This is a genomic window from Streptomyces sp. NPDC005408 (assembly GCF_040606445.1).
In the GTDB taxonomy this organism is placed as follows: domain Bacteria; phylum Actinomycetota; class Actinomycetes; order Streptomycetales; family Streptomycetaceae; genus Streptomyces.
Map to the genome: position 1 here is coordinate 18,862 of NZ_JBEXEX010000013.1, position 23,408 is coordinate 42,269.

25 protein-coding genes are annotated in these 23,408 nt (G+C 70.6%); 13 read left to right on the forward strand and 12 right to left on the reverse strand.

Annotated features, from left to right (window positions below):
* Positions 1-487: 487 nt before the first annotated feature.
* Both ABZS64_RS14935 and ABZS64_RS14940 read right to left on the reverse strand, forming a co-directional pair.
* Positions 488-1,045 carry a helix-turn-helix domain-containing protein gene (locus ABZS64_RS14935; RefSeq protein WP_355828816.1) on the reverse strand — a complete coding sequence of 186 codons (558 nt, stop codon included), beginning with the start codon at positions 1,043-1,045 and terminating at the stop codon, positions 488-490.
* Between the two features lie 281 nt (positions 1,046-1,326).
* Complete coding sequence (locus ABZS64_RS14940) at positions 1,327-3,081, reverse strand: biotin carboxylase N-terminal domain-containing protein (protein ID WP_355828428.1); 1,755 nt, start codon at positions 3,079-3,081, stop codon at positions 1,327-1,329.
* A gap of 401 nt (positions 3,082-3,482) precedes the next feature.
* On the opposite strand from ABZS64_RS14940, the gene ABZS64_RS14945 reads away from it, so the two are divergent.
* Positions 3,483-3,893, forward strand: a complete 411-nt coding sequence (locus ABZS64_RS14945; RefSeq protein WP_355828819.1) for a hypothetical protein — start codon at positions 3,483-3,485, stop codon at positions 3,891-3,893.
* A 157-nt stretch (positions 3,894-4,050) separates the two neighbouring features.
* On the opposite strand, the gene ABZS64_RS14950 is transcribed toward ABZS64_RS14945, so the two are convergent.
* The 4 genes from ABZS64_RS14950 to ABZS64_RS14965 all read right to left on the reverse strand — a co-directional run bounded on the left by ABZS64_RS14950 (position 4,051) and on the right by ABZS64_RS14965 (position 6,777).
* Entirely contained in the window at positions 4,051-4,659 is a 609-nt protein-coding gene (locus ABZS64_RS14950) for a nucleoside triphosphate pyrophosphatase (RefSeq protein ID WP_355828431.1), read from the reverse strand.
* A 20-nt stretch (positions 4,660-4,679) separates the two neighbouring features.
* Positions 4,680-4,808: a hypothetical protein gene (locus ABZS64_RS14955; RefSeq protein WP_266486898.1), complete on the reverse strand. Its 129-nt coding sequence runs from the start codon at positions 4,806-4,808 to the stop codon at positions 4,680-4,682.
* Between the two features lie 164 nt (positions 4,809-4,972).
* Positions 4,973-5,179 carry an acyl-CoA carboxylase subunit epsilon gene (locus tag ABZS64_RS14960; RefSeq protein WP_355828822.1) on the reverse strand — a complete coding sequence of 69 codons (207 nt, stop codon included), beginning with the start codon at positions 5,177-5,179 and terminating at the stop codon, positions 4,973-4,975.
* Positions 5,180-5,193: 14 nt separating this feature from the next.
* Positions 5,194-6,777 (reverse strand): acyl-CoA carboxylase subunit beta, encoded by a 1,584-nt coding sequence (locus tag ABZS64_RS14965; RefSeq protein WP_355828434.1) that lies wholly within the window; start codon positions 6,775-6,777, stop codon positions 5,194-5,196.
* A 109-nt stretch (positions 6,778-6,886) separates the two neighbouring features.
* Between ABZS64_RS14965 and ABZS64_RS14970 the strand changes: the two genes are divergently transcribed.
* The 5 genes from ABZS64_RS14970 (at position 6,887) to hutH (ending at position 12,827) form a co-directional block, all read left to right on the forward strand.
* Positions 6,887-7,744, forward strand: coding sequence for a biotin--[acetyl-CoA-carboxylase] ligase (locus tag ABZS64_RS14970; RefSeq protein WP_355828437.1), 858 nt, complete (start codon positions 6,887-6,889; stop codon positions 7,742-7,744).
* 108 nt (positions 7,745-7,852) lie between these two features.
* Positions 7,853-9,070: an adenylate/guanylate cyclase domain-containing protein gene (locus ABZS64_RS14975; protein WP_355828440.1), complete on the forward strand. Its 1,218-nt coding sequence runs from the start codon at positions 7,853-7,855 to the stop codon at positions 9,068-9,070.
* A gap of 68 nt (positions 9,071-9,138) precedes the next feature.
* Positions 9,139-9,933: an enoyl-CoA hydratase-related protein gene (locus tag ABZS64_RS14980; protein ID WP_355828443.1), complete on the forward strand. Its 795-nt coding sequence runs from the start codon at positions 9,139-9,141 to the stop codon at positions 9,931-9,933.
* 82 nt (positions 9,934-10,015) lie between these two features.
* A complete protein-coding gene (locus ABZS64_RS14985) occupies positions 10,016-11,182 on the forward strand; it encodes a sensor domain-containing diguanylate cyclase (protein WP_355828446.1) in 1,167 nt (388 codons plus the stop codon).
* A 103-nt stretch (positions 11,183-11,285) separates the two neighbouring features.
* Positions 11,286-12,827, forward strand: coding sequence for a histidine ammonia-lyase (gene hutH, locus ABZS64_RS14990; protein WP_355828825.1), 1,542 nt, complete (start codon positions 11,286-11,288; stop codon positions 12,825-12,827).
* Positions 12,828-12,852: 25 nt separating this feature from the next.
* On the opposite strand, the gene ABZS64_RS14995 is transcribed toward hutH, so the two are convergent.
* Entirely contained in the window at positions 12,853-13,143 is a 291-nt protein-coding gene (locus tag ABZS64_RS14995) for a hypothetical protein (RefSeq protein ID WP_355828448.1), read from the reverse strand.
* Positions 13,144-13,250: 107 nt separating this feature from the next.
* On the opposite strand from ABZS64_RS14995, the gene ABZS64_RS15000 reads away from it, so the two are divergent.
* The 3 genes from ABZS64_RS15000 (at position 13,251) to ABZS64_RS15010 (ending at position 16,206) form a co-directional block, all read left to right on the forward strand.
* Complete coding sequence (locus ABZS64_RS15000) at positions 13,251-13,628, forward strand: hypothetical protein (RefSeq protein ID WP_355828451.1); 378 nt, start codon at positions 13,251-13,253, stop codon at positions 13,626-13,628.
* A gap of 205 nt (positions 13,629-13,833) precedes the next feature.
* The gene (locus ABZS64_RS15005; protein ID WP_355828454.1) at positions 13,834-15,096 is read left to right on the forward strand and encodes an Ig-like domain-containing protein; all 1,263 of its coding nucleotides are present in this window, start codon (positions 13,834-13,836) and stop codon (positions 15,094-15,096) included.
* A 120-nt stretch (positions 15,097-15,216) separates the two neighbouring features.
* On the forward strand, positions 15,217-16,206 hold the full coding sequence (locus ABZS64_RS15010; RefSeq protein WP_355828457.1) for a GNAT family N-acetyltransferase: 990 nt from the start codon (positions 15,217-15,219) through the stop codon (positions 16,204-16,206).
* A 31-nt stretch (positions 16,207-16,237) separates the two neighbouring features.
* Here ABZS64_RS15010 and ABZS64_RS15015 read toward each other — a convergent pair whose 3' ends face one another.
* On the reverse strand, positions 16,238-17,101 hold the full coding sequence (locus tag ABZS64_RS15015) for a helix-turn-helix transcriptional regulator (protein WP_355828461.1): 864 nt from the start codon (positions 17,099-17,101) through the stop codon (positions 16,238-16,240).
* Positions 17,102-17,218: 117 nt separating this feature from the next.
* On the opposite strand from ABZS64_RS15015, the gene ABZS64_RS15020 reads away from it, so the two are divergent.
* Complete coding sequence (locus ABZS64_RS15020; RefSeq protein WP_355828464.1) at positions 17,219-18,262, forward strand: NAD(P)-dependent alcohol dehydrogenase; 1,044 nt, start codon at positions 17,219-17,221, stop codon at positions 18,260-18,262.
* Between the two features lie 148 nt (positions 18,263-18,410).
* Entirely contained in the window at positions 18,411-18,770 is a 360-nt protein-coding gene (locus ABZS64_RS15025; protein WP_355828467.1) for a DUF1330 domain-containing protein, read from the forward strand.
* Between the two features lie 213 nt (positions 18,771-18,983).
* On the opposite strand, the gene ABZS64_RS15030 is transcribed toward ABZS64_RS15025, so the two are convergent.
* Positions 18,984-20,537: a hypothetical protein gene (locus ABZS64_RS15030; RefSeq protein WP_355828828.1), complete on the reverse strand. Its 1,554-nt coding sequence runs from the start codon at positions 20,535-20,537 to the stop codon at positions 18,984-18,986.
* A gap of 204 nt (positions 20,538-20,741) precedes the next feature.
* Here ABZS64_RS15030 and ABZS64_RS15035 point away from each other — a divergent pair, with 204 nt between their 5' ends.
* Positions 20,742-21,140: a PPOX class F420-dependent oxidoreductase gene (locus tag ABZS64_RS15035; RefSeq protein ID WP_355828469.1), complete on the forward strand. Its 399-nt coding sequence runs from the start codon at positions 20,742-20,744 to the stop codon at positions 21,138-21,140.
* 20 nt (positions 21,141-21,160) lie between these two features.
* On the opposite strand, the gene ABZS64_RS15040 is transcribed toward ABZS64_RS15035, so the two are convergent.
* Positions 21,161-21,460, reverse strand: a complete 300-nt coding sequence (locus tag ABZS64_RS15040) for a hypothetical protein (protein WP_355828472.1) — start codon at positions 21,458-21,460, stop codon at positions 21,161-21,163.
* Positions 21,461-21,695: 235 nt separating this feature from the next.
* Between ABZS64_RS15040 and ABZS64_RS15045 the strand changes: the two genes are divergently transcribed.
* Entirely contained in the window at positions 21,696-22,106 is a 411-nt protein-coding gene (locus ABZS64_RS15045) for a helix-turn-helix transcriptional regulator (RefSeq protein WP_355828474.1), read from the forward strand.
* A gap of 34 nt (positions 22,107-22,140) precedes the next feature.
* On the opposite strand, the gene ABZS64_RS15050 is transcribed toward ABZS64_RS15045, so the two are convergent.
* Entirely contained in the window at positions 22,141-22,743 is a 603-nt protein-coding gene (locus ABZS64_RS15050) for an ATP-dependent Clp protease proteolytic subunit (RefSeq protein WP_355828477.1), read from the reverse strand.
* A gap of 1 nt (position 22,744) precedes the next feature.
* A complete protein-coding gene (locus ABZS64_RS15055; RefSeq protein ID WP_355828479.1) occupies positions 22,745-23,404 on the reverse strand; it encodes an ATP-dependent Clp protease proteolytic subunit in 660 nt (219 codons plus the stop codon).
* Positions 23,405-23,408 lie beyond the last annotated feature (4 nt).

Sequence of the window (23,408 nt, forward strand, 5' to 3'; positions counted from 1 at the left end):
AGGCACCGCGTTTTGTGGGTGCCGTGGGCCGGGGGCGTTGGTGGTTGCTGCCCGGTGGGTGGCTTCGCGGGCGAGCCGCCGGTAGGCACCGCGTTTTGTGGGTGCCGTGGGCCGGGGGCGTTGGTGGTTGCTGCCCGGTGGGTGGCTTCGCGGGCGAGCCGCCGGTAGGCACCGCGTTCGTGGGTGCCGTGGGTCGGGGGCCCGCCGCTGGCGTCAACGTGCGGCGCGAAGCTGCCGTCGGGGCCCGGGCCGGCCCCTTTGGTCGTGCGTGCCCTGTCGGCGCGCGCCGTAGGCTCCTGGCAGCCCGGAGCCGCCGCAGAGCACCCGTGGCCCCTGCCGCCCCGGGTCGGGAGCTTGCACCGGGTTCGTAACCCGTCGCCCGGCAACCATGCACCTCGCCCGGCGGCGCGAAGCTGCCGCCCCGGGGTCCGGGGCCTGCCCCGGTTTCGGGAAGGGGCGGGGTGGGGGCAAGCCCCGCGCAGCGGGCCTACGTGCCGCCGTTCCCCTTCAGGCCCCGCAGCGTCAGCATCAGCAGCCTGTCCGCCAACTCCGCGTCCCCCGGCTCCTCCTCCGCCGCCAGTGCGATCGCGTTCGTCAGTTGCATCAGGTCGCCGATCGAGACATCCGCCCGAACCGCGCCGCTCTCCTGTGCGCGGATCAGCAGGCGTTCGCCCGCCTCGCGCATCGGCACGCTGCATTGCGACAGCGCCGAAGTCTCGTCGTGCGAGGCCGACATGAGCGCCCGCGCCAGACCGCGGTACTCACCCGCATGAGTGATGATGGCGCGCAGCCACTCCACCAGGGCGCCGCACGGCTGCTCCGCCGAGGCCAGTTCGCGGGAGCGCTGCAGCAGTGAGGCCAGGGCCTCCTGGAAGACCGCGCTCATCATCGCGTGGCGGTTGGGGAAGTGCCGGTACAGCGTGCCGATGCCCACGCCCGAGCGCCGCGCGATCTCTTCGAGCGAGGCGTCGGTGCCGTACTCGGCGAAGGCGGCACGTGCTTCGGTGAGCAGCCGTTCGTAGTTGCGGCGCGCATCCGCCCGCATCGGGCGTGCCGGGCTGGCCGGGCTGGCCGGCGCACCTGCTGCCGTGCCGGTCGTCGACGTACTGGTCGCCATCGCGCCGTCCTCCCTGAGTCCGCCCCCGACGTCCAGTGTCCAGGATGCCATCGCGAAAGCGGAGGACTCCTCCGCATATTGCCGTCCCCTGGAGGCACTGCCGCCATGCCCAGCACCCTGAAAACTGACAAGCGGGGCTGAACACACGTGTGGGGCCTGCCCGTCGACGTACCGGGCAGGCCCCACACACGTACACACTCAGCCGGACGTCAGTCCTTGATCTCGCAGATCGTCGCGCCGGAGGAGATCGACGCGCCGACCTCGGCCGACAGGCCCTTGATCGTGCCGGAGCGGTGCGCGTTCAGCGGCTGCTCCATCTTCATCGCCTCCAGGACGACGACGAGGTCGCCCTCCTTGACCTCCTGGCCCTCCTCGACCGCGATCTTGACGATCGTGCCCTGCATGGGAGAGGCGAGGGTGTCACCGGAGGCCGCCGACGCGGACTTCTTCGCGGCACGCCGCTTGGGCTTGGCGCCCGCGGCCAGGCCGGTGCGGGCCAGCGTCATGCCCAGCGAGGACGGCAGCGAGACCTCCAGGCGCTTGCCGCCGACCTCGACGATGACCGTCTCGCGGCCCGGCTCCTCATCGGTGTCCGCCTCCGTGGGGGCGGCGAAGGGCTTGATCTCGTTGACGAACTCGGTCTCGATCCACCGGGTGTGGACCCGGAAGGGGTCCGCGGTGAACGCCGGGTCCACGACGACCGCACGGTGGAACGGGATGGCCGTGGCCATGCCCTCGATGTTGAACTCGGCCAGCGCACGCGCCGCACGCTGAAGCGCCTGCTCACGCGTCGCGCCCGTGACGATCAGCTTGGCCAGGAGCGAGTCCCAGGCCGGGCCGATCACCGAACCGGACTCGACACCGGCGTCCAGGCGCACGCCCGGGCCGCTCGGCGCGGCGAACGTGGTCACCGTGCCGGGGGCCGGGAGGAAGCCCCGGCCTGGGTCCTCGCCGTTGATGCGGAACTCGAAGGAGTGACCGCGCACCGCCGGGTCGTCGTAACCCAGCTCTTCGCCGTCGGCGATACGGAACATCTCGCGGACCAGGTCGATGCCGGTGACCTCTTCGGTGACCGGGTGCTCCACCTGGAGACGCGTGTTGACCTCCAGGAAGGAGATCGTGCCGTCGACACCGACGAGGAACTCGACGGTGCCGGCGCCGACGTAACCGGCCTCCTTGAGGATGGCCTTGGAAGCGGCGTACAGCTCGGCGTTCTGCGCCTCGGAGAGGAAGGGCGCGGGCGCCTCCTCGACCAGCTTCTGGTGGCGGCGCTGCAGCGAGCAGTCACGCGTCGACACGACGACGACATTGCCGTGGCTGTCGGCCAGGCACTGGGTCTCCACGTGCCGCGGCTTGTCCAGGTACCGCTCGACGAAGCACTCGCCGCGCCCGAAGGCGGCGACGGCCTCGCGCACCGCGGAGTCGTACAGCTCCGGCACCTCTTCGAGGTTGCGGGCGACCTTCAGACCGCGGCCGCCACCGCCGAACGCCGCCTTGATCGCGATCGGCAGCCCGTGCTCCTCGGCGAAGGCGACGACCTCGTCGGCGCCGGAGACCGGGTCGGGCGTACCGGCGACCAGCGGGGCGCCGGCGCGCTGAGCGATATGACGGGCGGCGACCTTGTCACCCAGATCGCGGATCGCCTGCGGCGGCGGGCCGATCCACGTCAGACCGGCGTCCAGCACGGCCTGCGCGAAGTCCGCGTTCTCCGAGAGGAAGCCGTATCCGGGATGGATGGCGTCCGCTCCTGCGTCCTTCGCGGCCTGGAGCACCTTGGCCATGTCCAGATAGCTGGCGGCCGGGGTGTCACCGCCCAGGGCGAACGCCTCGTCGGCCGCGCGGACATGCAGAGCGTCCCGGTCCGGATCGGCGTAGACGGCTACGCTCGCGATCCCGGCGTCCCGGCAGGCACGGGCAACGCGGACAGCGATTTCGCCACGGTTGGCGATGAGCACCTTGCGCACGATGGCTCCCTCCTTGAAACAAGCTGAGTTTAGGGAAGCCGCACACCGTCCTTCGACCCGTCCCCAATGGTGAGCTTGCACACACGGAGCGTGATTCGAGGCTCGCGCAAGTCGCGAAATCCCTTGTCGCACCAAGGTACGACGGGTTCCTTCCTCGCACAGTAACCCTGTGGTGTGGCACAGGTCTCTGTTCTGGACGCCAGCGGCCGAACGGGTTTCTTTGTGGAGTCCCTACGAATGGCCCAATGATTCTTTGCTGCGAGACCGAGCGTGCCGCGCCCCTTGTCCCACCCTTTACCCGTTAGTAGCGTTCGGGATGTCGTACATACTTCCGGTAACAGAGGGTTGGGGGCGCCGTGGCGCGCAGACCGGTGGCCGTGGTGGCCGCGCTTGTTCTGCTGATGGAGGCCATCGGCATCGTGGTGATCAACGGCGTTCTCGCCACCTTCGTCGACAAGCAGAGCATGTCGCTTGCCGACCTGGACCCTGACGCGATGGTCACGGGCACGTGGGTGATGGGCGGCGTCTTCGGTCTCTACCTCGCCGCGTGCGGTGTGGTCATGCTGCTGGCCGGTCTGCGCGACCGGGCTCCTGGCCGCGTCGCCCGGATCCTGCTGATCTCGTGCGCGATCACGCACGGGGTGCTGGGCGCGCTGACGGTGGGTCTCGTCGGCTGGGACGCGTTCGCGTTCATGATGGTGGTGCTCGGACTGATCGTTCTGGTGCTGCTCGCGTTTGGAAATGGCGAGAAGCCACAGAAGGAAGAGACCGTGAGTGAGCCCTCTCCGACGAACGGTGCCGCCCCCGCCTGAGCGGGATCCCAGCCGGGCCTGAGCTGTGCGTTAGCCGGGCGTGAGCCACGCGTGAGCCGGTTTTGAGTCTGACGTGATCCTGACGCTGAACTGACGTCAACCGGCCCTGCGGCGGGGGTGGTTCAGCCCGTCGTTCAGTTCGTCGGCAGTTCGTCGTTCAGTCCGTCCACAGGTCCGTGATCGAGAAGCCGAGCTCGGCCAGCAGTGTGCGCAGCAGCGGCAGCGAGAGCCCGATCACGTTCCCGTAGTCGCCGTCGATGGAGTCGATGAACGCCGCCGAACGGCCGTCCAGCGTGAACGCGCCCGCCACATGCAGCGGTTCGCCGCTCGCGACGTACGCGGCGATCTCGGCGTCCGTCGGGTCGCCGAAGCGCACCGTCGTCGACGCGGTCGCGGAGGCGCTGCGGCCGGTCGCCGTGTCCGTCACGCAGTGGCCGGTCTGCAGGATGCCCGAGCGGCCACGCATGGCCTTCCAGCGGGCTGTCGCGTCCTCCTCGTCGGCCGGCTTGCCGAGGGCCTCGCCGTCGAGTTCGAGTATCGAGTCGCAGCCGATGACGAGCGCGCCGGAGGCCTCGGGGCGCGCGGCCACGGCGGCGGCCTTCGCCTCGGCGAGCACCAGGGCCAGCTCGGCCGGGGTCGGGGCGCTCAGCGCGTCCTCGTCGACGCCGCTGACGATCACTTCTGGGGCGAGTCCGGCCTGGCGCAGCAGATTGAGGCGCGCGGGGGATGCGGAGCCGAGGACGAGGCGGGGGCGCTGAGCGGTCATGGGGTCATCGTAGGCGGCACTCAGTGCAGGCCGACCACGAACATCGCCACCACCATGGCCAGGGCCAGCAGCAGGCCCGCGCGGCGCATCATCGCCTGCGTCTCGCGCAGCTCTTTGGGGGGCTCGTTCTCCGGGTCGGACCACAGCATGTCTTCGATCCTGCTGCGGGCGGCCGGGCGGCGCCTGAGTACGGGTACTCAACACCTGGGGTGACAACGGGCCAATTTCCGGTGTCGGCGTGACTACTCGCGACTCCGGCCCGACCCTCGGGTACGCCGTCGGGCGCACCGGGGATCGGGCCGGAGCCCGGTTGTCACACCGGCCAGTAGCTGCGGGCCCAGGCCCTCGGGCCCGGCAGGGGCCTTCGGGTGCGGGCGATGCGCGCCGGGTCCGACCACTGTTCCGGCGGCAGCGGAGAGCCCTCCACCGCCGCGGCCGTCGCCGCGGCGCGCGCCTGGACCACCGCCAGGGCGGCGGCCAGCTCCTCCGGGGTGGGATTTCCTCGTACGACCTTGATCATCGTCAAGTCCCTTCCTAGAGGGGGATGTTGCCGTGCTTCTTCGGCGGCAGGGTTTCCCGCTTCGTACGCAGCTGACGCAGGCCCTTCACGATCTGCACCCGCGTGTCCGACGGCATGATCACCGCGTCGACGTAGCCGCGCTCGGCCGCGATGTACGGGTTGAGGAGCGTGTCCTCGTAGTCCTGGATCAGTTCCGCGCGGGTCGCCTCGATGTCGTCCGCGGCCGCGATGGTGCGGCGGTGCAGGATGTTCACCGCGCCCTGCGCGCCCATGACCGCGATCTGCGAGGTCGGCCAGGCCAGATTGAGGTCGGCGCCCAGGTGCTTGGAGCCCATGACGTCGTACGCGCCGCCGAAGGCCTTGCGCGTGATCACCGTGATCAGCGGGACCGTCGCCTCCGCGTACGCGTAGATCAGCTTCGCGCCGCGGCGGATGATGCCGCCGTACTCCTGGTCCACGCCGGGCAGGAAGCCGGGCACGTCGACGAAGGTCAGCACCGGCACGTTGAAGGCGTCGCAGGTGCGCACGAAGCGCGCGGCCTTCTCGGATGCGTTGATGTCCAGGCAGCCCGCGTACTGCATCGGCTGGTTGGCGACGATGCCGACCGGGTAGCCCTCGACCCGCCCGAAGCCGGTGATGATGTTCGGCGCGAACAGCGCCTGCGTCTCCAGGAATTCGCCGTCGTCCAGCACATGCTCGATGGCCGTGTGCATGTCGTACGGCTGGTTCGCGGAGTCGGGGATGAGCGTGTCGAGCTCGCGGTCCTCGTCGGTCGTCTCCAGGTCGGCCTCCTCGGGGAAGGCCGGTGCCTCGGAGAGGTTGTTGGACGGCAGGTACGACAGCAGCGACTTGACGTACTCGACGGCGTCCTTCTCGTCGCCCGCCATGTGGTGCGCGACACCCGAGGTGGTGTTGTGCGTACGGGCTCCGCCCAGCTCCTCGAAGCCGACGTCCTCGCCGGTGACCGTCTTGATGACATCGGGTCCGGTGATGAACATGTGCGAGGTCTGGTCGACCATCACCGTGAAGTCGGTTATGGCGGGGGAGTAGACGGCGCCGCCCGCGCAGGGTCCGACGATCAGCGAGATCTGGGGGATCACGCCGGAGGCGTGGGTGTTGCGGCGGAAGATCTCGCCGTACATGCCGAGGGCCATGACGCCCTCCTGGATACGGGCGCCCCCGGAGTCGTTGATGCCGATGACCGGACAGCCGGTCTTGAGGGCGAAGTCCATCACCTTCATGATCTTCTGGCCGAAGACCTCGCCCAGGGAACCGCCGAGGACCGTGAAGTCCTGGGAGAAGACCGCCACCGGGCGGCCGTCGACTGTGCCGTAGCCGGTGACCACACCGTCGCCGTAGGGGCGGTTCTGCTCCATGCCGAAGTCGGTGGACCGGTGCCGGGCGAACTCGTCCAGCTCTACGAACGAACCCTCGTCCAACAGCAGATCGACGCGCTCACGGGCGGTCAACTTGCCCTTGGCGTGCTGCTTCTCCACCGCGCGCGCGGAACCGGCATGCGTCGCCTCGTCAACACGGCGCTGCAGATCCGCCAGCTTTCCTGCGGTGGTGTGAATGTCGATCTGTTCCGGCTCGGACATCGGGATGCGGCTCCCTGGCTGGTCACGGGGTCGGTGGCTACTGACTCGTAGCGTATCGGCGCGCATACCGTTCGGCAGTGCGTCGTTTACCACACCTAACCTGGCTTGCATGACGCCTGAGAATGCGCCCAAGAGCCGCTGGTCCGACCTCGACCGGCCGCCGCTGAACGAAGCCGCGCTGCGCCACTCCCTGCTGCAGCCGGGCGGGCTGTGGACCTCGCTCGACATCGTGGCCGAGACCGGGTCCACCAACTCCGACCTGGCTGCCAGAGCCGGGTCCCTGGAGGAGGGGGCGGTGCTCGTCGCCGAGGTGCAGACGGCCGGGCGGGGGCGCCTGGACCGCACCTGGTCGGCGCCCCCGCGCTCCGGGCTGTTCTTCTCCGTACTGCTCAAGCCCGGAGCGGACGTCCCGGTGGAGCGCTGGGGGTGGCTGCCGCTGCTCGCCGGAGTGGCCTCCGCGACCGGCCTCGCACGCGCCGCCGGAGTGGACATGTACCTCAAGTGGCCCAATGACCTGCTGGTAAAGATCGACGGCGAGGAGCGCAAGACCGGCGGGATCCTCGCCGAGCGTGCGGGCGACGACGCAGTGGTCGTCGGGATCGGCCTCAATGTCACGCTGCATACCGACGAGCTGCCGGTCCCGGCGGCGGGCTCACTCGCCCTCGCGAACGCGATCTCCACCGACCGTGACCCGCTGCTGCGGGCCGTGCTGCGCGGGCTGGAGCAGTGGTACGGCGACTGGCGGGCGGCGGGCGGCGACCCGGGCCTGTCGGGGCTCCAGGAGGCGTACGCGGCGGGCTGCGCGACGCTGGGACGGCGGGTACGGGCCGAGCTGCCCGGCGAGCGCTCGGTCATCGGCGAGGCGGTGGCGCTCGACAGCGACGGGCGTCTGGTGTTGTCCACGGAGGGCGGCGGGCGGCAGGCGATCAGCGCGGGCGACATCGTGCACCTGCGGCCGGCCGGATGAACCGACACGGCGACCGGGACGTGAGCTAGGGCACACCTGCCGTATCGTTGAGGCGATCGAGCGACAGATCGGCAGGGCAGTGCGCAGGGAACGGGCAGGAGGCGGCTGGTGACAGTCGACGACACCACTTCCGGCGCGGGCGCGCAGCCGCCGGAGGACTCGTCCGGCGCGTCCGCCCCGTCGAATTCGTCATCGTCGTCCTCGGGGACGTCCTCCGCCGCCGCGTCCACCTCGGTGCATCCGACGCCGCACCACGAGGTCGACCACACCGCGGAGCCGACCGACGACCCCCTTGCGATCCGCCTTGAGCAGCTGATCCTGGGCGCGGACCGGCGCTACACCCCGTTTCAGGCCGCCCGTACGGCCGGAGTCTCCATGGAGCTCGCCTCCCGCTTCTGGCGGGCCATGGGCTTCGCCGACATCGGCCAGGCGAAGGCCCTGACCGAGGCGGACGTGCTGGCCCTGCGGCGGCTCGCCGGTCTGGTCGAGGCGGGTCTGCTGAGCGAGCCGATGGCGGTCCAGGTGGCCCGCTCGACCGGCCAGACCACCGCCCGGCTGGCGGAATGGCAGATCGATTCCTTCCTGGAGGGCCTGACCGAGCCGCCAGAGCCCGGGATGACCCGCACGGAAGTCACGTACCCCCTGGTCGAGCTGCTCCTGCCCGAGCTGGAGGAGTTCCTGGTCTACGTCTGGCGCCGCCAGCTCGCCGCGGCGACCGGGCGCGTGGTGCAGGCGGCCGACGACGAGGAGATGGTCGACCGCCGTCTCGCGGTCGGCTTCGCGGACCTGGTGGGCTTCACCCGCCTCACGCGGCGGCTGGAGGAGGAGGAACTGGGCGAGCTGGTCGAGGCGTTCGAGACCACATCGGCCGACCTCGTCGCCGCGCACGGCGGCCGCCTGATCAAGACGCTCGGCGACGAGGTGCTGTACGCGGCGGACGACGCGGGCACGGCGGCGGAGATCGCGCTGCGGTTGATAGAGACGATGACGCACGACGAGACGATGCCTGCGCTGCGCGTCGGTATCGCGTTCGGGACGGTGACGACTCGGATGGGCGACGTCTTCGGCACGACGGTGAACCTGGCGAGCCGTCTGACCTCGATAGCGCCGAAGGACGCGGTGCTGGTGGACGGCGCGTTCGCGGAGGAACTTGTCCGCACGGGCGACGCGCCGGCCTCCGAGGCAGAGGCGGCGGAGGAGGCGGCCGCGGCGGAGAAGGAGGGCGAGGAGGCACCGTCGTACCGCTTCGCGCTCCAGCCGATGTGGCAGCGGCCGGTGCGGGGACTGGGCGTGGTGGAGCCCTGGCTGATGTCCCGCCGCGGCTGAGTCCGGGCGACCCGCCGGCCGCCGGGCCTATGATCCGGTGAACCATCGTTAACCGGGAGGGTGTCGTCATGTCCGAGTCCGAGCAGCGCTTCGGGGAATTCGTCGTCGTACGCAGGCACGAGCACGTGGCCGAGCTCGTACTCGACCGGCCCAAGGCCATGAACGCCGTCTCCACCGAGATGGCCCGTTCCATCGCCGCCGCCTGCGACGCCCTCGCCGCCGACCGGGATGTACGCGTCACCGTCCTCACCTCCACCCACGAGCGCGCCTTCTGCGTCGGCGCCGATCTCAAGGAGCGGAACTCCTTCTCCGACGCCGAGTTGGTGCGGCAGCGGCCGACCGCGCGGGCCGCCTACACCGGAGTGCTGGAGCTGCCCATGCCCACCGTCGCCGCCGTGCACGGATTCGCGCTCGGTGGTGGGTTCGAGCTCGCGCTGGCATGCGATCTGATCGTGGCCGACGACACCGCCGTCGTCGGGCTGCCCGAGGTGTCCGTCGGTGTCATCCCCGGCGGCGGCGGCACGCAGCTGCTGCCGCGCCGGGTCGGGGCTGCACGGGCCGCCGAGCTGGTCTATACGGCGCGGCGCGTCGAGGCCGCGGAGGCCCGGGAGTTGGGGCTCGTCGACCAGCTCGTGGACGAGGCCCGGACCGGCGCGCTGGAGCTCGCCGCCCGGATCGCGGCGAATTCCCCCGTCGGGCTGCGCGCCGCCAAGCGTGCGATGCGGCTCGGGCAGGGGCTCGATCTGCGGGCCGGTCTTGAGGTCGAGGACGCCGCCTGGCGTTCGGTGGCCTTCTCCGGGGACCGCGCCGAGGGTGTCGCCGCGTTCAACGAGAAGCGGAAGCCGCAGTGGCCCGGCGAGTGAGGCGCGGCGGGGCCCGCGGTGGGGCCCGTGGAATCCCGGGTTACGTCAACTGATCAAATCGGGCAAACCTCCCTAAGCTGGGGTGATGGCTGAGGATCGGCGGCTGCGAGCCGTAGTGGCGCTGGCGCAGGCGATGGCCAGCGCGCACACGCCGCGCGAGTCCTGGCGGGCCGCCGCGCTCGGTGCGCGCGACGCCCTCGCCGGGTCCTTCGCGGCGCTGTCCGTGTGGGAGCGGGAGCTCGGACGCCTCAAGGTGCTCGTGAACGCCGGCGAACGCGCCGCGGGGGAGGAGGAGTTCCCCGAGTCCGAGACGTACCCGGTCAACCGTTTCCCGGAGATCACGGAGTTTCTGCACGAGCAGTGGGCCGGCGGCGGTGAGCCCGACGCCTGGGTGGAGACCGCCGACGGCCACGCGTCCGGCGAGCCCGGCTACTCCCATCAGCGCGTGGATGCGCTGCGTCGGCGAGGGCGGGGCTGCTGTGTCGTCGCGCCCATCGTGCTGCACGGGCGGGCATGGGGGGAGCTGTATGTGGCACGCGCCGCCGGCCAGCCCGTCTTCGACCGGGAGGACGCGGACTTCGCGACCGTGCTCGCCTCGGTGGTGGCGGCCGGGATCGCCCAGACCGAGCGGCTTGAGGAGGTCCGCAGGCTGGCGTTCACGGACCCCCTGACCGGTCTCGCCAACCGCCGGGCCGTCGACATAAGGCTCGACGAGGCGCTGGAGCGCCATCGCGTCGACGGCTCGGTCGTCAGCCTGGTGGTGTGCGATCTCAACGGCCTGAAGCAGGTGAACGACACCCATGGCCACGCCGTCGGCGACCGGCTGCTCGAACGTTTCGGCTCGGTCCTCTCGCTGTGCGGGGCGATGCTCCCGGGCGCACTGGCGGCCCGTCTCGGCGGGGACGAGTTCTGTCTGGTCTCGGTCGGCCCGGCGGCGGACGAGGTGGTCCGCGTCGCGGACGAACTCTGCGTACGCGCAGGTGAGTTGGAGCTTGGGGAGGGCGTGGCCTGCGGGGTCGCGTCCACCGGCGACCCGATCGGGCAGGTCCGCTCGGCCCGCCGGCTGTTCCGGCTCGCGGACGCGGCCCAGTACCGGGCGAAGGCGGCCCGTTCCCCGAAACCCGTGGTCGCAGGCCGCGACGGCACGGTGCTGCGTCTCGCGGACTCCCCGCCCCGCTCGGAGCACGAGCGCCGCACGTTCCGGGCGGCGCGGCCCGAGGACTCTCAGGAGCCGTGGAGCGAACCCTGAGCCCACTGCGCGGTGCCGCGTGCGCCGTCGGATGCGTAAGGGGCCAACCGGGCCACCACTAGTGACAGGTTTGGATTCAGTCCGTACGCTCCTGAATATGGATATGCACACAGTCGTGGTGGGGACGTCCGGTACCACCGCTGAAGACGTCATCGCCGTGGCCCGCGAGGGCGCCCGTATCGAGCTCTCCGAGGAGGCCGTCGCCGCCCTCGCCGCCGCCCGCGGAATCGTGGACGCGCTCGCCGCCAAGCCGGAGCCCGTCTACGGGGTCTCCACCGGATTCGGCGCACTCGCCAGTCGGCACATCAGCAGCGAGCTCCGCGCCCAGCTCCAGCGCAACATCGTCCGCTCGCACGCCGCGGGCATGGGCCCGCGCGTCGAGCGCGAGGTCGTCCGCGCGCTGATGTTCCTGCGCCTGAAGACCGTGGCCTCCGGCCACACCGGCGTACGCCCCGAGGTCGCCCAGACCATGGCCGACGTACTGAACGCGGGCATCACGCCCGTCGTCCACGAGTACGGCTCCCTCGGCTGCTCCGGCGACCTCGCGCCGCTGTCCCACTGCGCCCTGACCCTCATGGGCGAGGGCGACGCCGAGGGCCCCGACGGCACCGTCAGGCCCGCCGGCGAGCTGCTCGCCGAGCACGGTATCGCCCCCGTCGCGCTCCGCGAGAAGGAGGGCCTCGCCCTCCTCAACGGCACCGACGGCATGCTCGGCATGCTGGTCATGGCCCTTGCCGACCTCCACCGCCTCTACACGACCGCCGACATCACCGCGGCGCTGTCGCTGGAGGCGCTGCTCGGCACCGACAAGGTCCTCGCGCCCGAACTGCACGCCATCCGCCCCCACCCCGGCCAGGGCGTCGCCGCCGCCAACATGAGCGCCGTCCTCAAGGGCTCCGGTCTCGTCGGCCACTTCCAGGAGGAGGAGGCGCCCCGCGTCCAGGACGCGTACTCGGTGCGCTGCGCCCCGCAGGTCGCAGGCGCCGGACGGGACACCCTCGCCCACGCCCGCCTGGTCGCCGACCGCGAGCTCGCCTCGGCCGTCGACAACCCGGTTGTGCTGCCCGACGGCCGTGTCGAGTCCAACGGCAACTTCCACGGCGCCCCCGTGGCATACGTCCTGGACTTCCTGGCCATCGCCGCCGCGGATCTGGGATCGATCGCGGAGAGGCGTACGGACCGGCTGCTCGACAAGAACCGCTCGCACGGGCTGCCGCCGTTCCTCGCCGACGACGCCGGTGTCGACTCGGGCCTGATGATCGCCCAGTACACCCAGGCCGCCCTGGTCAGTGAGATGAAGCGGCTCGCCGTGCCTGCCTCCGCCGACTCGATCCCGTCGTCGGCGATGCAGGAGGACCATGTCTCGATGGGCTGGTCGGCCGCGCGCAAGCTGCGTACGGCAGTCGGCAATCTGAACCGGATCCTCGCGGTGGAGCTCTACGCCGCGACCCGCGCCATCGAGCTGCGCCGCCATCTGACCCCCGCGCCCGCTTCGCAGGCCGCGATCGGGGCGCTGCGCGCGGCGGGCGTCGAGGGTCCGGGTCCGGACCGCTTCCTCGCGCCCGACCTGGAGGCGGCGGACGCGTTCGTACGGGACGGAGCGCTCATCGCGGCCGTGGAGCCGGTGACGGGCCCGCTGGCCTGACCCGTGGCTCAGTTGTCGGCGGGGCTCATCGCAGCCCCGCCGGCGACTGAGGGCGGCGCACCGAGTACGTCACGAAGCCCACGCCGATCGCCAGAAATGCCGTGCCGCCGATCAGATACGGAGTGGTGTCCACGGTGCCCGTGTCGGCGAGAGCCAGCCCCTGCGCCGCCGCTTCCGCGCCGGTCTGCTGTGTCTGTACTGCCTCCGTCACCGCTTCCGTCTCGGCCGTGGCATTCGCCGAGGGGACGAACCACAGCGCACACAGAAGAGTCCCTGCGGCAGTGGCGGTGAGAAGCGGTCGACGTGCGACGGACACGGAGTCGATCCCCCTTGAGGCATCCTCGAATTGGCCGGTGCGCTGATGCTAGTGAAAGCAGCGGGTCGCGGGAAAGCCGAGTGGCCGGGCGCTCTACCCTCCGTCGTATGACCACTTCTGAGACATCACGTTATGTGCGGCTGCGGGTGGATTTGGTGCTGGAGATCGCCGATACCGAAGCGCTGACCGCCGCGGCGCTCGAGCGCATCGCGGCCGACGAGTTCATGCCGGACGAGGAGCGTACGCACGCGCGCTCGGCGGTGCGCGAGGACGAGGCCGAGGCCATCGCGTATCTCGTGGACCCCTTCGACCTGGTCGGCGAGGTTCCTGGGGTCGATCTCGCCCAGGCTTCCTGGAGCAGTGAGCAGATCGAGTACGACCCCGATGCCGAGGACTGGGATCTCGACGAGGAGGATGGGGATTACGAGGAGGACGAGAGCCCTGAGGGCAGTCCTGGCGACGGCCCTGACGGGGCACGGCCGTAGCCTCCGGTGGCAGCCGGACCCCGGGCCCGTTTCGTCGGGTGAGTGAACCGGAACCCGGCCCCTTTCGTGCCGTAGTGCAACCGGCCGGGCCCCGGCTGCGTCGGTGAGTGTCGTTGAGTGGTGTTGCCCACATCCCCGCGGGATGTGGAACCGGATGGCCCGGAATGGGTGTTGTCCAAGCAGTTGGTCAGGGGAATCGGCGACGATGGAGAAGCGTGTGATGACGGACAGCAAGCGGCGCAGGGGCCTGATGGCCGCGTCCGCGGTGCTCGGCGGCGTGCTGGTGATATCCGCCTGCAGCGGCGACGGGGACAAGGGCGGCGCCGACGGCTCGAAGAAATCGCAGGCCCAGGTCGACGAGGCCGCCGCGAAAGACGCTTCGAAGGCCCGAATAGTCATCTCGCCCAAGAACGGCGCGACCAACGCGGGCATCAACGATGACGCCAAGGTCACCGTCAGCGACGGCACGCTCACTCAGGTGACGATGACCACCGCCGACGGCAAGAGCGTCAAGGGCACGCTGGCCGCCGACGGCAAGAGCTGGAAGCCGGACGAGCAGCTCGACCGCTCGACCACGTACAAGATCTCCGCATCCGCGAAGGATGCCGCGGGCCTCGAGGCCCACGAGAACTCCTCCTTCACCACGGTCTCGCCCGACAACAGCTTCATCGGCAACTTCACGCCGGAGGACGGTTCCACCGTCGGCGTCGGTATGCCGGTGTCGATCAACTTCAACAAGGCGATCACCGACAAGAAGGCCGTCCAGTCCGGGATCACCGTGACGTCGAGCAGCGGCCAGGAGGTCGTCGGCCACTGGTTCAACGGGCAGCGTCTCGACTTCCGCCCCGACCAGTACTGGGCCGAGGGCTCGACCGTCACCCTCAAGCTGAACCTCGACGGTGTCGAGGGCGCGGACGGCGTCTTCGGCGTCCAGCAGAAGACGGTCACGTTCAAGATCGGCCGTAACCAGGTCTCGACCGTCGACGCGTCGTCCAAGACGATGACGATCACTCAGGACGGCAAGACGATCAAGACCATCCCGATCTCCGCCGGCGCCCCGGACAACCCGACCTACAACGGCCAGATGGTGATCTCCGAGAAGTTCAAGGAGACCCGGATGGACGGTTCGACGGTCGGCTTCAAGAAGAAGGACGGCAAGGGCGAGTACGACATCAAGGACGTCCCGCACGCGATGCGGCTGTCCACGTCGGGCACGTTCATCCACGGCAACTACTGGGGCGCCGACTCGATCTTCGGCAGCGCCAACACCAGCCACGGCTGTGTCGGCCTCAACGACGTCAAGGGGGCGGGCGACCCGAACCAGCCCGCGGCCTGGCTGTTCGACAACTCGATCGTCGGCGACGTCGTCATCGTGAAGAACTCCAAGGACAAGACCGTCCAGCCCGACAACGGTCTGAACGGCTGGAACATGAGCTGGAGCGCGTGGAAGGCCGGTTCCGCGGTCTGACCCGCGCTGGCACATCAGGCATACGAAGGCGGCGGCACCCCTCTGGGTGCCGCCGCGGTCGTTGTGGCGATCGAAGAAATTGGCCTGCGTCGGCTCGGACCGCCCCGTACCGTCCGGGTCATGACGATCACCAGCCTCTCCGTCCCGCCCGCCGCCGCCTCCGTCGACGCCTGGCACGAAGTGCTCACCGCGGCACACACCCACGACCTTCCGGCCGGGGTTCCGGCGCCCGGCCGGGTCGAGACCGAGGGGAAGCTGGCCCGGTCATCGGCGAGCGGGCGCACCGTCCGTCTCGCGGCGACGGCACCGGACGGCTCGTACGACGGCGTGGCCTCGCTGCTGCTGTTCACGGACGAGGGCAACCGGCACACGGCCTTCCTCGATGTGCTCGCCGTCCACCCGCGGGCGAGGCGGCGCGGCGTCGGCGCCGCGCTGTGGGAGGCCGTGCGCGCCGAACTCACCGCCGACGGGCGGACCTCGGTGTCCACCCTGCTCGAACTCGGCGGCTCGGGCGAGGAGTTCGCGGCCGGACTCGGCTTCGGGAATGTGCTGCCCCTCGGGTGGTACGTACAGAATGTGCGGGAGGCACTCGAAGCGCACCCACAGCCGCCGGAGCTCCCCGAGGGCTATGCGTACGCCCAGTGGGCGGGCGTCGTGCCCGATGCCCACGCCGACGCGTTCGCCGAGGCGCACAACGCCATGGAGGACGCCCCGAGCGGCGACATGGACGAGCAGGTGACCCCCTGGGACGCCGAGCGCGTGCGGGCCGCCGCGCAGGTGATCCTGGACCGGGGCGGGGTGATCCTGTCCTCGGCGGTGCTCCATGCGGCGAGCGGTGACGCCGTCGCCGCGTACACCGAACTCGTGCTGCGCGACCCGTCGGACGTGCGCGCCATCCAGTACGACACGGTGGTCACCCCGGCCCACCGGGGCCGCGGGCTCGGCCGTGCGGTCAAGCGGCACATGCTGGGGACGGTGAGCGTCGCGCAGCCCGGCATACGGGAGGTCGCGACGACGGTCGCCGACGACAACGGTCCGATGCTGGCGGTCAACGAGGGCCTCGGCTACCGGCGCGAGCGGACCGCCGCGGTCTTCCAGGTGAAGCTCTGACAAGCCCCGGCAAGCTCTGAGAAGCCCTGGCCTAGCCGGTCTGGTCGGCGTCGGCCCGCTCGTCGATTCCCCATCCCGCCAGGAGCCGCAGCGAGTCCGCCGAGCGGCTGCCCGGCTCCGCGTGATACGTCACCAGCGACAGATCGTGGTCGTCGGGCAGCCTCAGCGTCTCGTACGACAGGGTCATCTCGCCCACCAGCGGATGGTGCAGCCGCTTGGCGCCATGGCCCTTCTCCTGCACGGTGTGGGCGGCCCACAGCCTGCGGAACTCGTCGCTCTTGACCGACAGTTCGCCGATCAGCGCGGGCAGCTCGGGGTCGTCGGCCGAGCAGCCCGCGTACATCCGCAGCACGCTGACCAGCTCGACCGCCTTGCACTCCCAGTCGACGTACAGATCACGGGCGTTGGGGTCGAGGAAGACGATCTTCGCCATGTTCCGCTCCCACGGCTTGAGCGCGGCGAAGTCGCCGAGCAGCGCGCGGGCCATGCGGTTCCAGCCCAGGATGTCCAGGCGCCGCCCGAAGATGAGGGCGGGCACCGTGTCCATCGCGTCGATCAGCTGCTGGACCGCCGGACGCACCTGCTGCGGCCGCCCCATCCGCCGGTGCTTCTTCTGCTTCGGCTTGGCGAGATGCGTGAGATGGTCGCGCTCGACGTCGGTCAGCCGCAGCGCCCGTGCGATCGCGTCCAGCACCTCGGTGGAGACATTGCGGCCGTTGCCCTGCTCAAGACGCGTGTAGTACGCCACGGACACCCCGGCGAGCTGGGCCAGCTCCTCGCGGCGCAGCCCTGGCACGCGGCGATGGCGGCCCAGCTGCGGCAGGCCCACGTCCTCCGGCTGGAGCCGGGCACGGCGTGAGCGGAGGAATTCGCTGAGTTCGGCGCGCTGGTCCATGCAGCCAGTATTCGTCAGTCGTGGCTGTCCAGCCTGACCCTGCCAGTAGTACGCACGCCGGACGTAGGCACAACAGAGGGCTGGGTAGCTTGCGCGCGCTGCTCCAGGCTCGACGTCATGACCACCACCGTTTCCGCATACGCCGCTCCCGCCGCCAAGGCGCCGCTGGAGCGGACCACCGTCCCGCGCCGCCCGGTGGGCGAGCACGACGTTCTCATCGAGATCAAGTACGCCGGAATCTGTCACTCCGACATCCACCAGGCCCGCGACGGCTGGGGCGAGGGCATCTTCCCGATGGTGCCGGGCCATGAGATCGCGGGCATCGTCACCGAGACCGGCCAGGGCGTGACGAAGTTCGCCGTGGGCGACCGGGTGGGCGTCGGCTGCATGGTCGACTCCTGCCGCGAGTGCGACAACTGCAAGGCCGGTCTGGAGCAGTACTGCACGGGCGGCAACGTCGGCACGTACAACGCCCTCGACAAGAACGGCGAGCCGACCTACGGCGGCTACTCCACCCACATCGTCGTGGACGAGGCATTCACGGTCCGCATCCCCGACGGTCTGTCGCTGGACGTCGCAGCCCCGCTGCTCTGCGCCGGAATCACCCTCTACTCCCCCCTCGCCCACTGGCAGGCGGGCCCCGGCAAGAAGGTCGCGATCGTCGGCCTGGGCGGCCTCGGCCACATGGGCGTCAAGATCGCCGACGCGCTGGGTGCCGAGGTGACAGTGCTCAGCCAGTCGCTCCGCAAGAAGGACGACGGGCTGAAGCTGGGCGCCGACCACTACTACGCGACCAGCGACGAGGCGACCTTCGAGCACCTCGCGGGCACCTTCGACCTGATCGTCTCGACGGTCTCCGCGCCGCTTCCGCTCGACGCGTATCTGCGGCTGCTGAAGACGGGCGGCGTCATGGTGAACGTCGGCGCCCCCGAGGAGCCCGTATCGCTCAATGTGTTCTCCCTGATGGGCGGCCGCAAGAGCCTCGCAGGCTCGGGGATCGGCGGCATCCGCGAGACCCAGGAGATGCTCGACTTCTGCGCCGAGCACGGGCTGGGTGCGGAGATCGAGCTGATCAGTGCGGATCAGATCAACGAGGCGTACGAGCGGGTGCTGGCGAGCGACGTCCGCTACCGCTTCGTGATCGACACCGCGACGATCTGAGTCACCCGTTGCCCCGGCTGCGCCCGATCGCCTCGCGCGGATCCGGTGCAGCCGGGGCAACCTGCTGATTACCTCTGGCGTAATCGACGGCTCTCCCGTGCCCCGGCAGGATCGAAGACATCCGAACGAGCCCCGCACAGGAGGAATCATGAACGCCTACGCCATTGGCCATCTGCTTCCCGCCGCCACGCTCGACGACGAGGTCTTCGTCTACATGGAGCGGATCCAGTCCACCCTCGACCCGTTCGGCGGCCGCTTCCTCGTCCACGGCGCGAGCGTCGAAGTCCGCGAGGGCGAGTGGCCGGGCGCGCTCGTCATCATCGGCTTCCCGGGGATGGAGGAGGCGCGCGGCTGGTACGAGTCCGAGGCGTATCAGGATCTCGTGCCGCTGCGTGCGCGGCACATGGCGGGCGATGTGGTGCTGGTCGAGGGGGTCGCTCCGGGATACGACGCGTCGGTGACGGCGAACCGGCTCAGGCAGGGGCAGGAGCGGGCCGCGGCGTCCTGACTGCGAGAGGTGCCGGGGGCGCCCGGCGAGTGAGGACAGGCGGGGCCGCGGCCGAGGGCTTCGCCGCCAGGCGACGAGCACTCTGCCCGTGCTGCCGCTGCCGCGTCAGCAGGCTGATCCGCGGGAGCGCGAAAGCCGCGAGCACTCCGCCCGTGCTGCCGCCGCTGCCGCGCCCGTGCTACCGCAGCCCCGCCTGTGTTGCCGCTGCCGCGGTCAGCAGGCCGATCCGCCGGAGCGCGAGAGCCGGTACGGCGAGTCCAGCCGGTACACCCCGGCCCGCGGCACCGTCAGCCGCGTCCACTCGCCCTCCTGCCGCAGGCAGGCCCCCTTCGCCCGCAGCCACGGCGAGTACGCAACGCGCACCGTCACCGACCCGGCCGCCCGCATCCGTACCACCAGCTCCGCGTCATCGCCCCGGACCACCGTCGCCGGGGACGACACGAGCGGAACCGCGTCCCGTACCCGGTAGACCGTCCAGCCCTCGTCCTGCCACACCTGCTCCAGCCAGACCGGCCCGCTCCTGACGATCGCCGCCTCGGCCTCCGCGGGCCCGTCGGGACGCCCGTGGTGCAGCACCACCAGGCCGACCGCCCACCGGTCCAGCCACTGGCGGTACGTCGCCGGGGTCAGCGACCCGTCGTAGAAGAGTCGCCCGCGCTCCACATCGAGCTGCCGGTTCCAGCCGCGCGCCATGTTGATGTGCGGGGCGAGGAGGGCCGCCTCGCGGTGGTTGCGGGCGGGGACGACCTCGACCCGCGTGCGGTCGGCGCCGAGCCGCGCGAGTTCGCGTACGACACCGTCGGTGTGCGCGGCCCACGCGGGGACGTGATTGGAGACGGCCAGGTCGTCATCGGTCTTGTCGATCAGCCAGTACGTGTTCAGGGCGAGCGCGGCCGTGAGGACGGCCGGCAGGAGCTTGCCGAGCCCTCTGCCGAGCTCCCTGCCCAGCCCGCCCGTGAGCACGGCGGCCAGCAGCACCGGCGGTCCGACGAGACCGACGAGCCGCTCGACGTTCGTGCCGATGGGCGAGGCGACGAGATAGGTCAGGACGACGCCGATGCCGTACACAGCGGCTCCGTACCGCACCACCCGCCACTCACGGTCGCGCGGCGCGGCGACGGCAAGCGCGGCCGATGCGGCCAGTGGCATCCACAGCTTGCCGCTCGCCATGGGCTGCTCGCCCTGGAAGGGGAAGAGCAGCGTCACCGCCCCCACCACGACGAACGGCGGCAGCACGAGCGCGGCGCCCTTCCGCCACTGCCGGTCCAGCAGATACGCCGCCCCCGCCACCACCAGGAACAGCCCGGCGACGGGACTGGCCGTCGCCGCGAGGGCCGCGCACACCGCGGCGAGGGCGGTCCTGCGTACGTACAGCACGGCGAGCAGCCCGATCGCGACGCCCAGCGCGAAGGTCGTACGCCCGGAGGCGACGTTGCACCAGAGGGCCAGCGCCCCGAGAACGGCGGGCCAGACCGGCCGCGGCACCCCACTGCGTACGAACAGACAGGCCAGCACCCAGGTCCCCGCGAGCCCGGCGGCCACGGACACGGCGCGTACACCGAAGACGGCCATGAGCGGGGGAGCGAGCAGGCTGTAGTTGGCGGTGTGGGTGCCGCCGTACCAGGAGAGGTTGTACGCGGAGGCCGGATGCCGCTCCATGAAGCCCGCCCAGGCGAGCTGCGCGGCCAGATCGCCGCCGCCGGTGGCGAGCCAGAGGGCCCACAGGACGTAGAGCGGCACGACGACGGCGGTCGCGACGAGCGGCACGCGCCACCAGGGTGGTGCCTCCCGCTTGCCTGCGTCGCTCCGGACGCTCTCCGCCCGTTCGCTGATCCCCACGGCGCAAACCCTAATGGCGCCGCAATCCGGCGCAGCTGATCACCCGCTCGGGCAGGGAATGATTGCTTTCCCGAGCGACGTTGTGCTGGATCACAAGCCATGTACCGCAGTGGGCAGTTGGAGGCTGGAACCATGCCGAGCGTCGCATTCGACGAGACCGTCCGCGCACTGCTGGACGGCAAGAACTTCGCCACCGTCTCCACCGTCGGCCCGGGCGGCGCGCCCCAGTCGTCGGTGGTGTGGATCAAGCGCGAGGGCGACACAGTGCTCTTCTCCACGACGGCCCACCGCCAGAAGACCCGCAACATCGAGCGCGACGCCCGCGTCAGCGTCTCGGTCTTCGACCTGGAGAACCCGTACACCTCGGCGGAGATCCGCGGCAGGGCGGAACTGCTCCCGGACGAGGCCAAGGCACTGCCGCACGAGCTCTCTCACAAGTACCTGGGGGTGGACCCGCCGGCGGAGAAGGACGAAGAGGTGCGGCTGATGGTCCGGATCACTCCGGAGAGGGTGATCCGCTTCTCGGCGTGAGCGGGGGCGGGGGGCTGCCCTCAGGCCGAACCGCTGACGCCGGGAGCCACGAAGCGCCGGTGGAGCGGCGTGAACTGAGTCTCGGGCTGACCTGCGATGCCGGCCTTCTGCACACCGGGCGCGAGCCGCTCGGCGAAGAAGCGCTCGAATTCCCCTTGGCTGTTCCATACGTCGGTCACCCGCAACGCGTCCCCTTCGAACCAGGCCACGTGCAGAACGGCCCCGTCCGGCGTCTGCTCCTCCCAGCGCACCTCGTCCCGCACCTCGTTGTACTGCTCGGGCGTGACCCCAGCCCAGCGCAAAGACAACACAACGGCCATGCTGATTCGCTCCTCGGTCGACGGCCAACTCCGGTCCCATTGGAACGGCCAGGCTGCCGGGGCGCCGTCGGGACTACGCCGTTCACGCAAAGCGACAGGTCAAGGGGCTGGGTCGGGCGGCTGGGCGCCCGTCACGCCGGCACGGGTGCCGGCTGACGTCGAGCAGGAGCGCGATTTCGCCGGGGGCAGAACACCGCTCCCTCCCAGCCGGGCGCAACGCTCCTACCCTGAAGAGGTGAGCAGCCACGCGCCGAACCAAGCCCACGTCATCCCCCTGCGTCCGGCTCCCCGCGCGCCGACCCCCGCGGCCAAGGAGCCCCTCTGGCGGGACGTCGTCGGTGATGTCCTGCGCCGGGAGCGCCTCGCGCAGGAGCGCACGCTCAAGGATGTGGCCGACGCCGCTCGGATCTCGATGCCCTATCTCTCCGAGCTCGAGCGCGGCCGCAAGGAGGCTTCGTCCGAAGTACTCGCTGCCGCCGCCCGCGCGCTCGGCCTCGGGCTGGCCGATCTGCTTGCCCTGGCCCAGGGGCAGCTCGCCCGACCGGCCGGGGCGAGGCCGGTCAGGACCGGCACCGCCCCCACCGGTCCGCGGCGTACCGAGGCGCGGGTGTCCTCGCTCCGGGGCGAAGTGCGCCTCGCCGCCTGACCGTTGGACGCACCCTCGCGCCGGGGGAAGTACGTCAGGCAGTGACAAGCCGCCGGCTGAGAACCTCGTCGGCGAGCCCGTAGGCCACTGCCTCGTCCGCCGTGAAGATCTTGTCGCGGTCCATGTCCGCGCGCAGCGTCGCGACGTCGTGGTGCGTGTGCCGGGACAGGACTTCCTCGACCTGGGAGCGGATCCGGAGCATCTCCTTGGCCTGGAGGCTGAGGTCCGAAACCGTCCCCTGCCGGCCGCCGCTCGCCGGCTGCCCCAGCAGCACCCGGGCGTGCTCGAGAACGAACCGCCGCCCAGGGTCTCCGCCGGCCAGGAGGACCGCCGCGGTCGAGGCCGCCTGCCCGACACAGAACGTCGAGATCGGCGCGCCGACGAAGGTCATCGTGTCGTAGATCGCCATGAGTGAAGTGAACGAGCCGCCAGGCGAGTTGATGTAGATCGCGATCTCGCGGTCCGGGTTCGACGACTCCAGATGGAGGAGTTGGGCGATGACGACGTTCGCGACGCCGTCGTCGATCTCCGTACCGAGGAAGATGATCCGCTCGGACAGCAGCCGGCTGAAGACATCGTACGAACGCTCCCCCTGCGCGGTGCGCTCGACGACGTTCGGGATCGTGTACTGGCCCATGTCAGAGTCCCAGCCCAATCCGTCGCCGCGAACCGGCCGGGCGGACGTCGTCGAGCGACTCGACGACGCGATCGACCATGCCGTACTCCTTGGCCTGCTCGGCTGTGAACCACCGGTCGCGGTCACCGTCGCGGGAGATCGTCTCCTCACTCTGGCCGGTGTGCTCCGCGGTGATCCGCTCGATGGCCTTCTTCGTGAACTCGAGGTTCTCGGCCTGGATCGCGATGTCGGCGGCGGTCCCACCGATGCCGGCCGACGGCTGGTGCATCATGATCCGTGCGTTCGGCAGTGCGTGGCGTTTCCCCTCCGTCCCGACGGTGAGGAGGAACTGCCCCATGCTCGCGGCGAATCCCATGGCGAGTGTCGAGACGTCATTCGGGATCAGCCGCATCGTGTCGTAGATCGCAAGACCCGCTGTGACCGAGCCGCCGGGACTGTTGATGTAGAGGCTGATGTCGCTCCGCGGATCCTCCGCGGAGAGGAGAAGCAACTGCGCGCAGACCCGGTTCGCGGAAACCTCGTCAACCTGCGTGCCGAGAAAGACGATCCGCTGCGTGAGGAGCTGCGCGGCCAGGTGGTCGTCGAACCGTGTCGGAGGGGTGTCACCCTCGGTGGCTCGTGGGTTCAGGCCTGGGTCCCAGCCGGTGATGAGTGGTGACATCGGT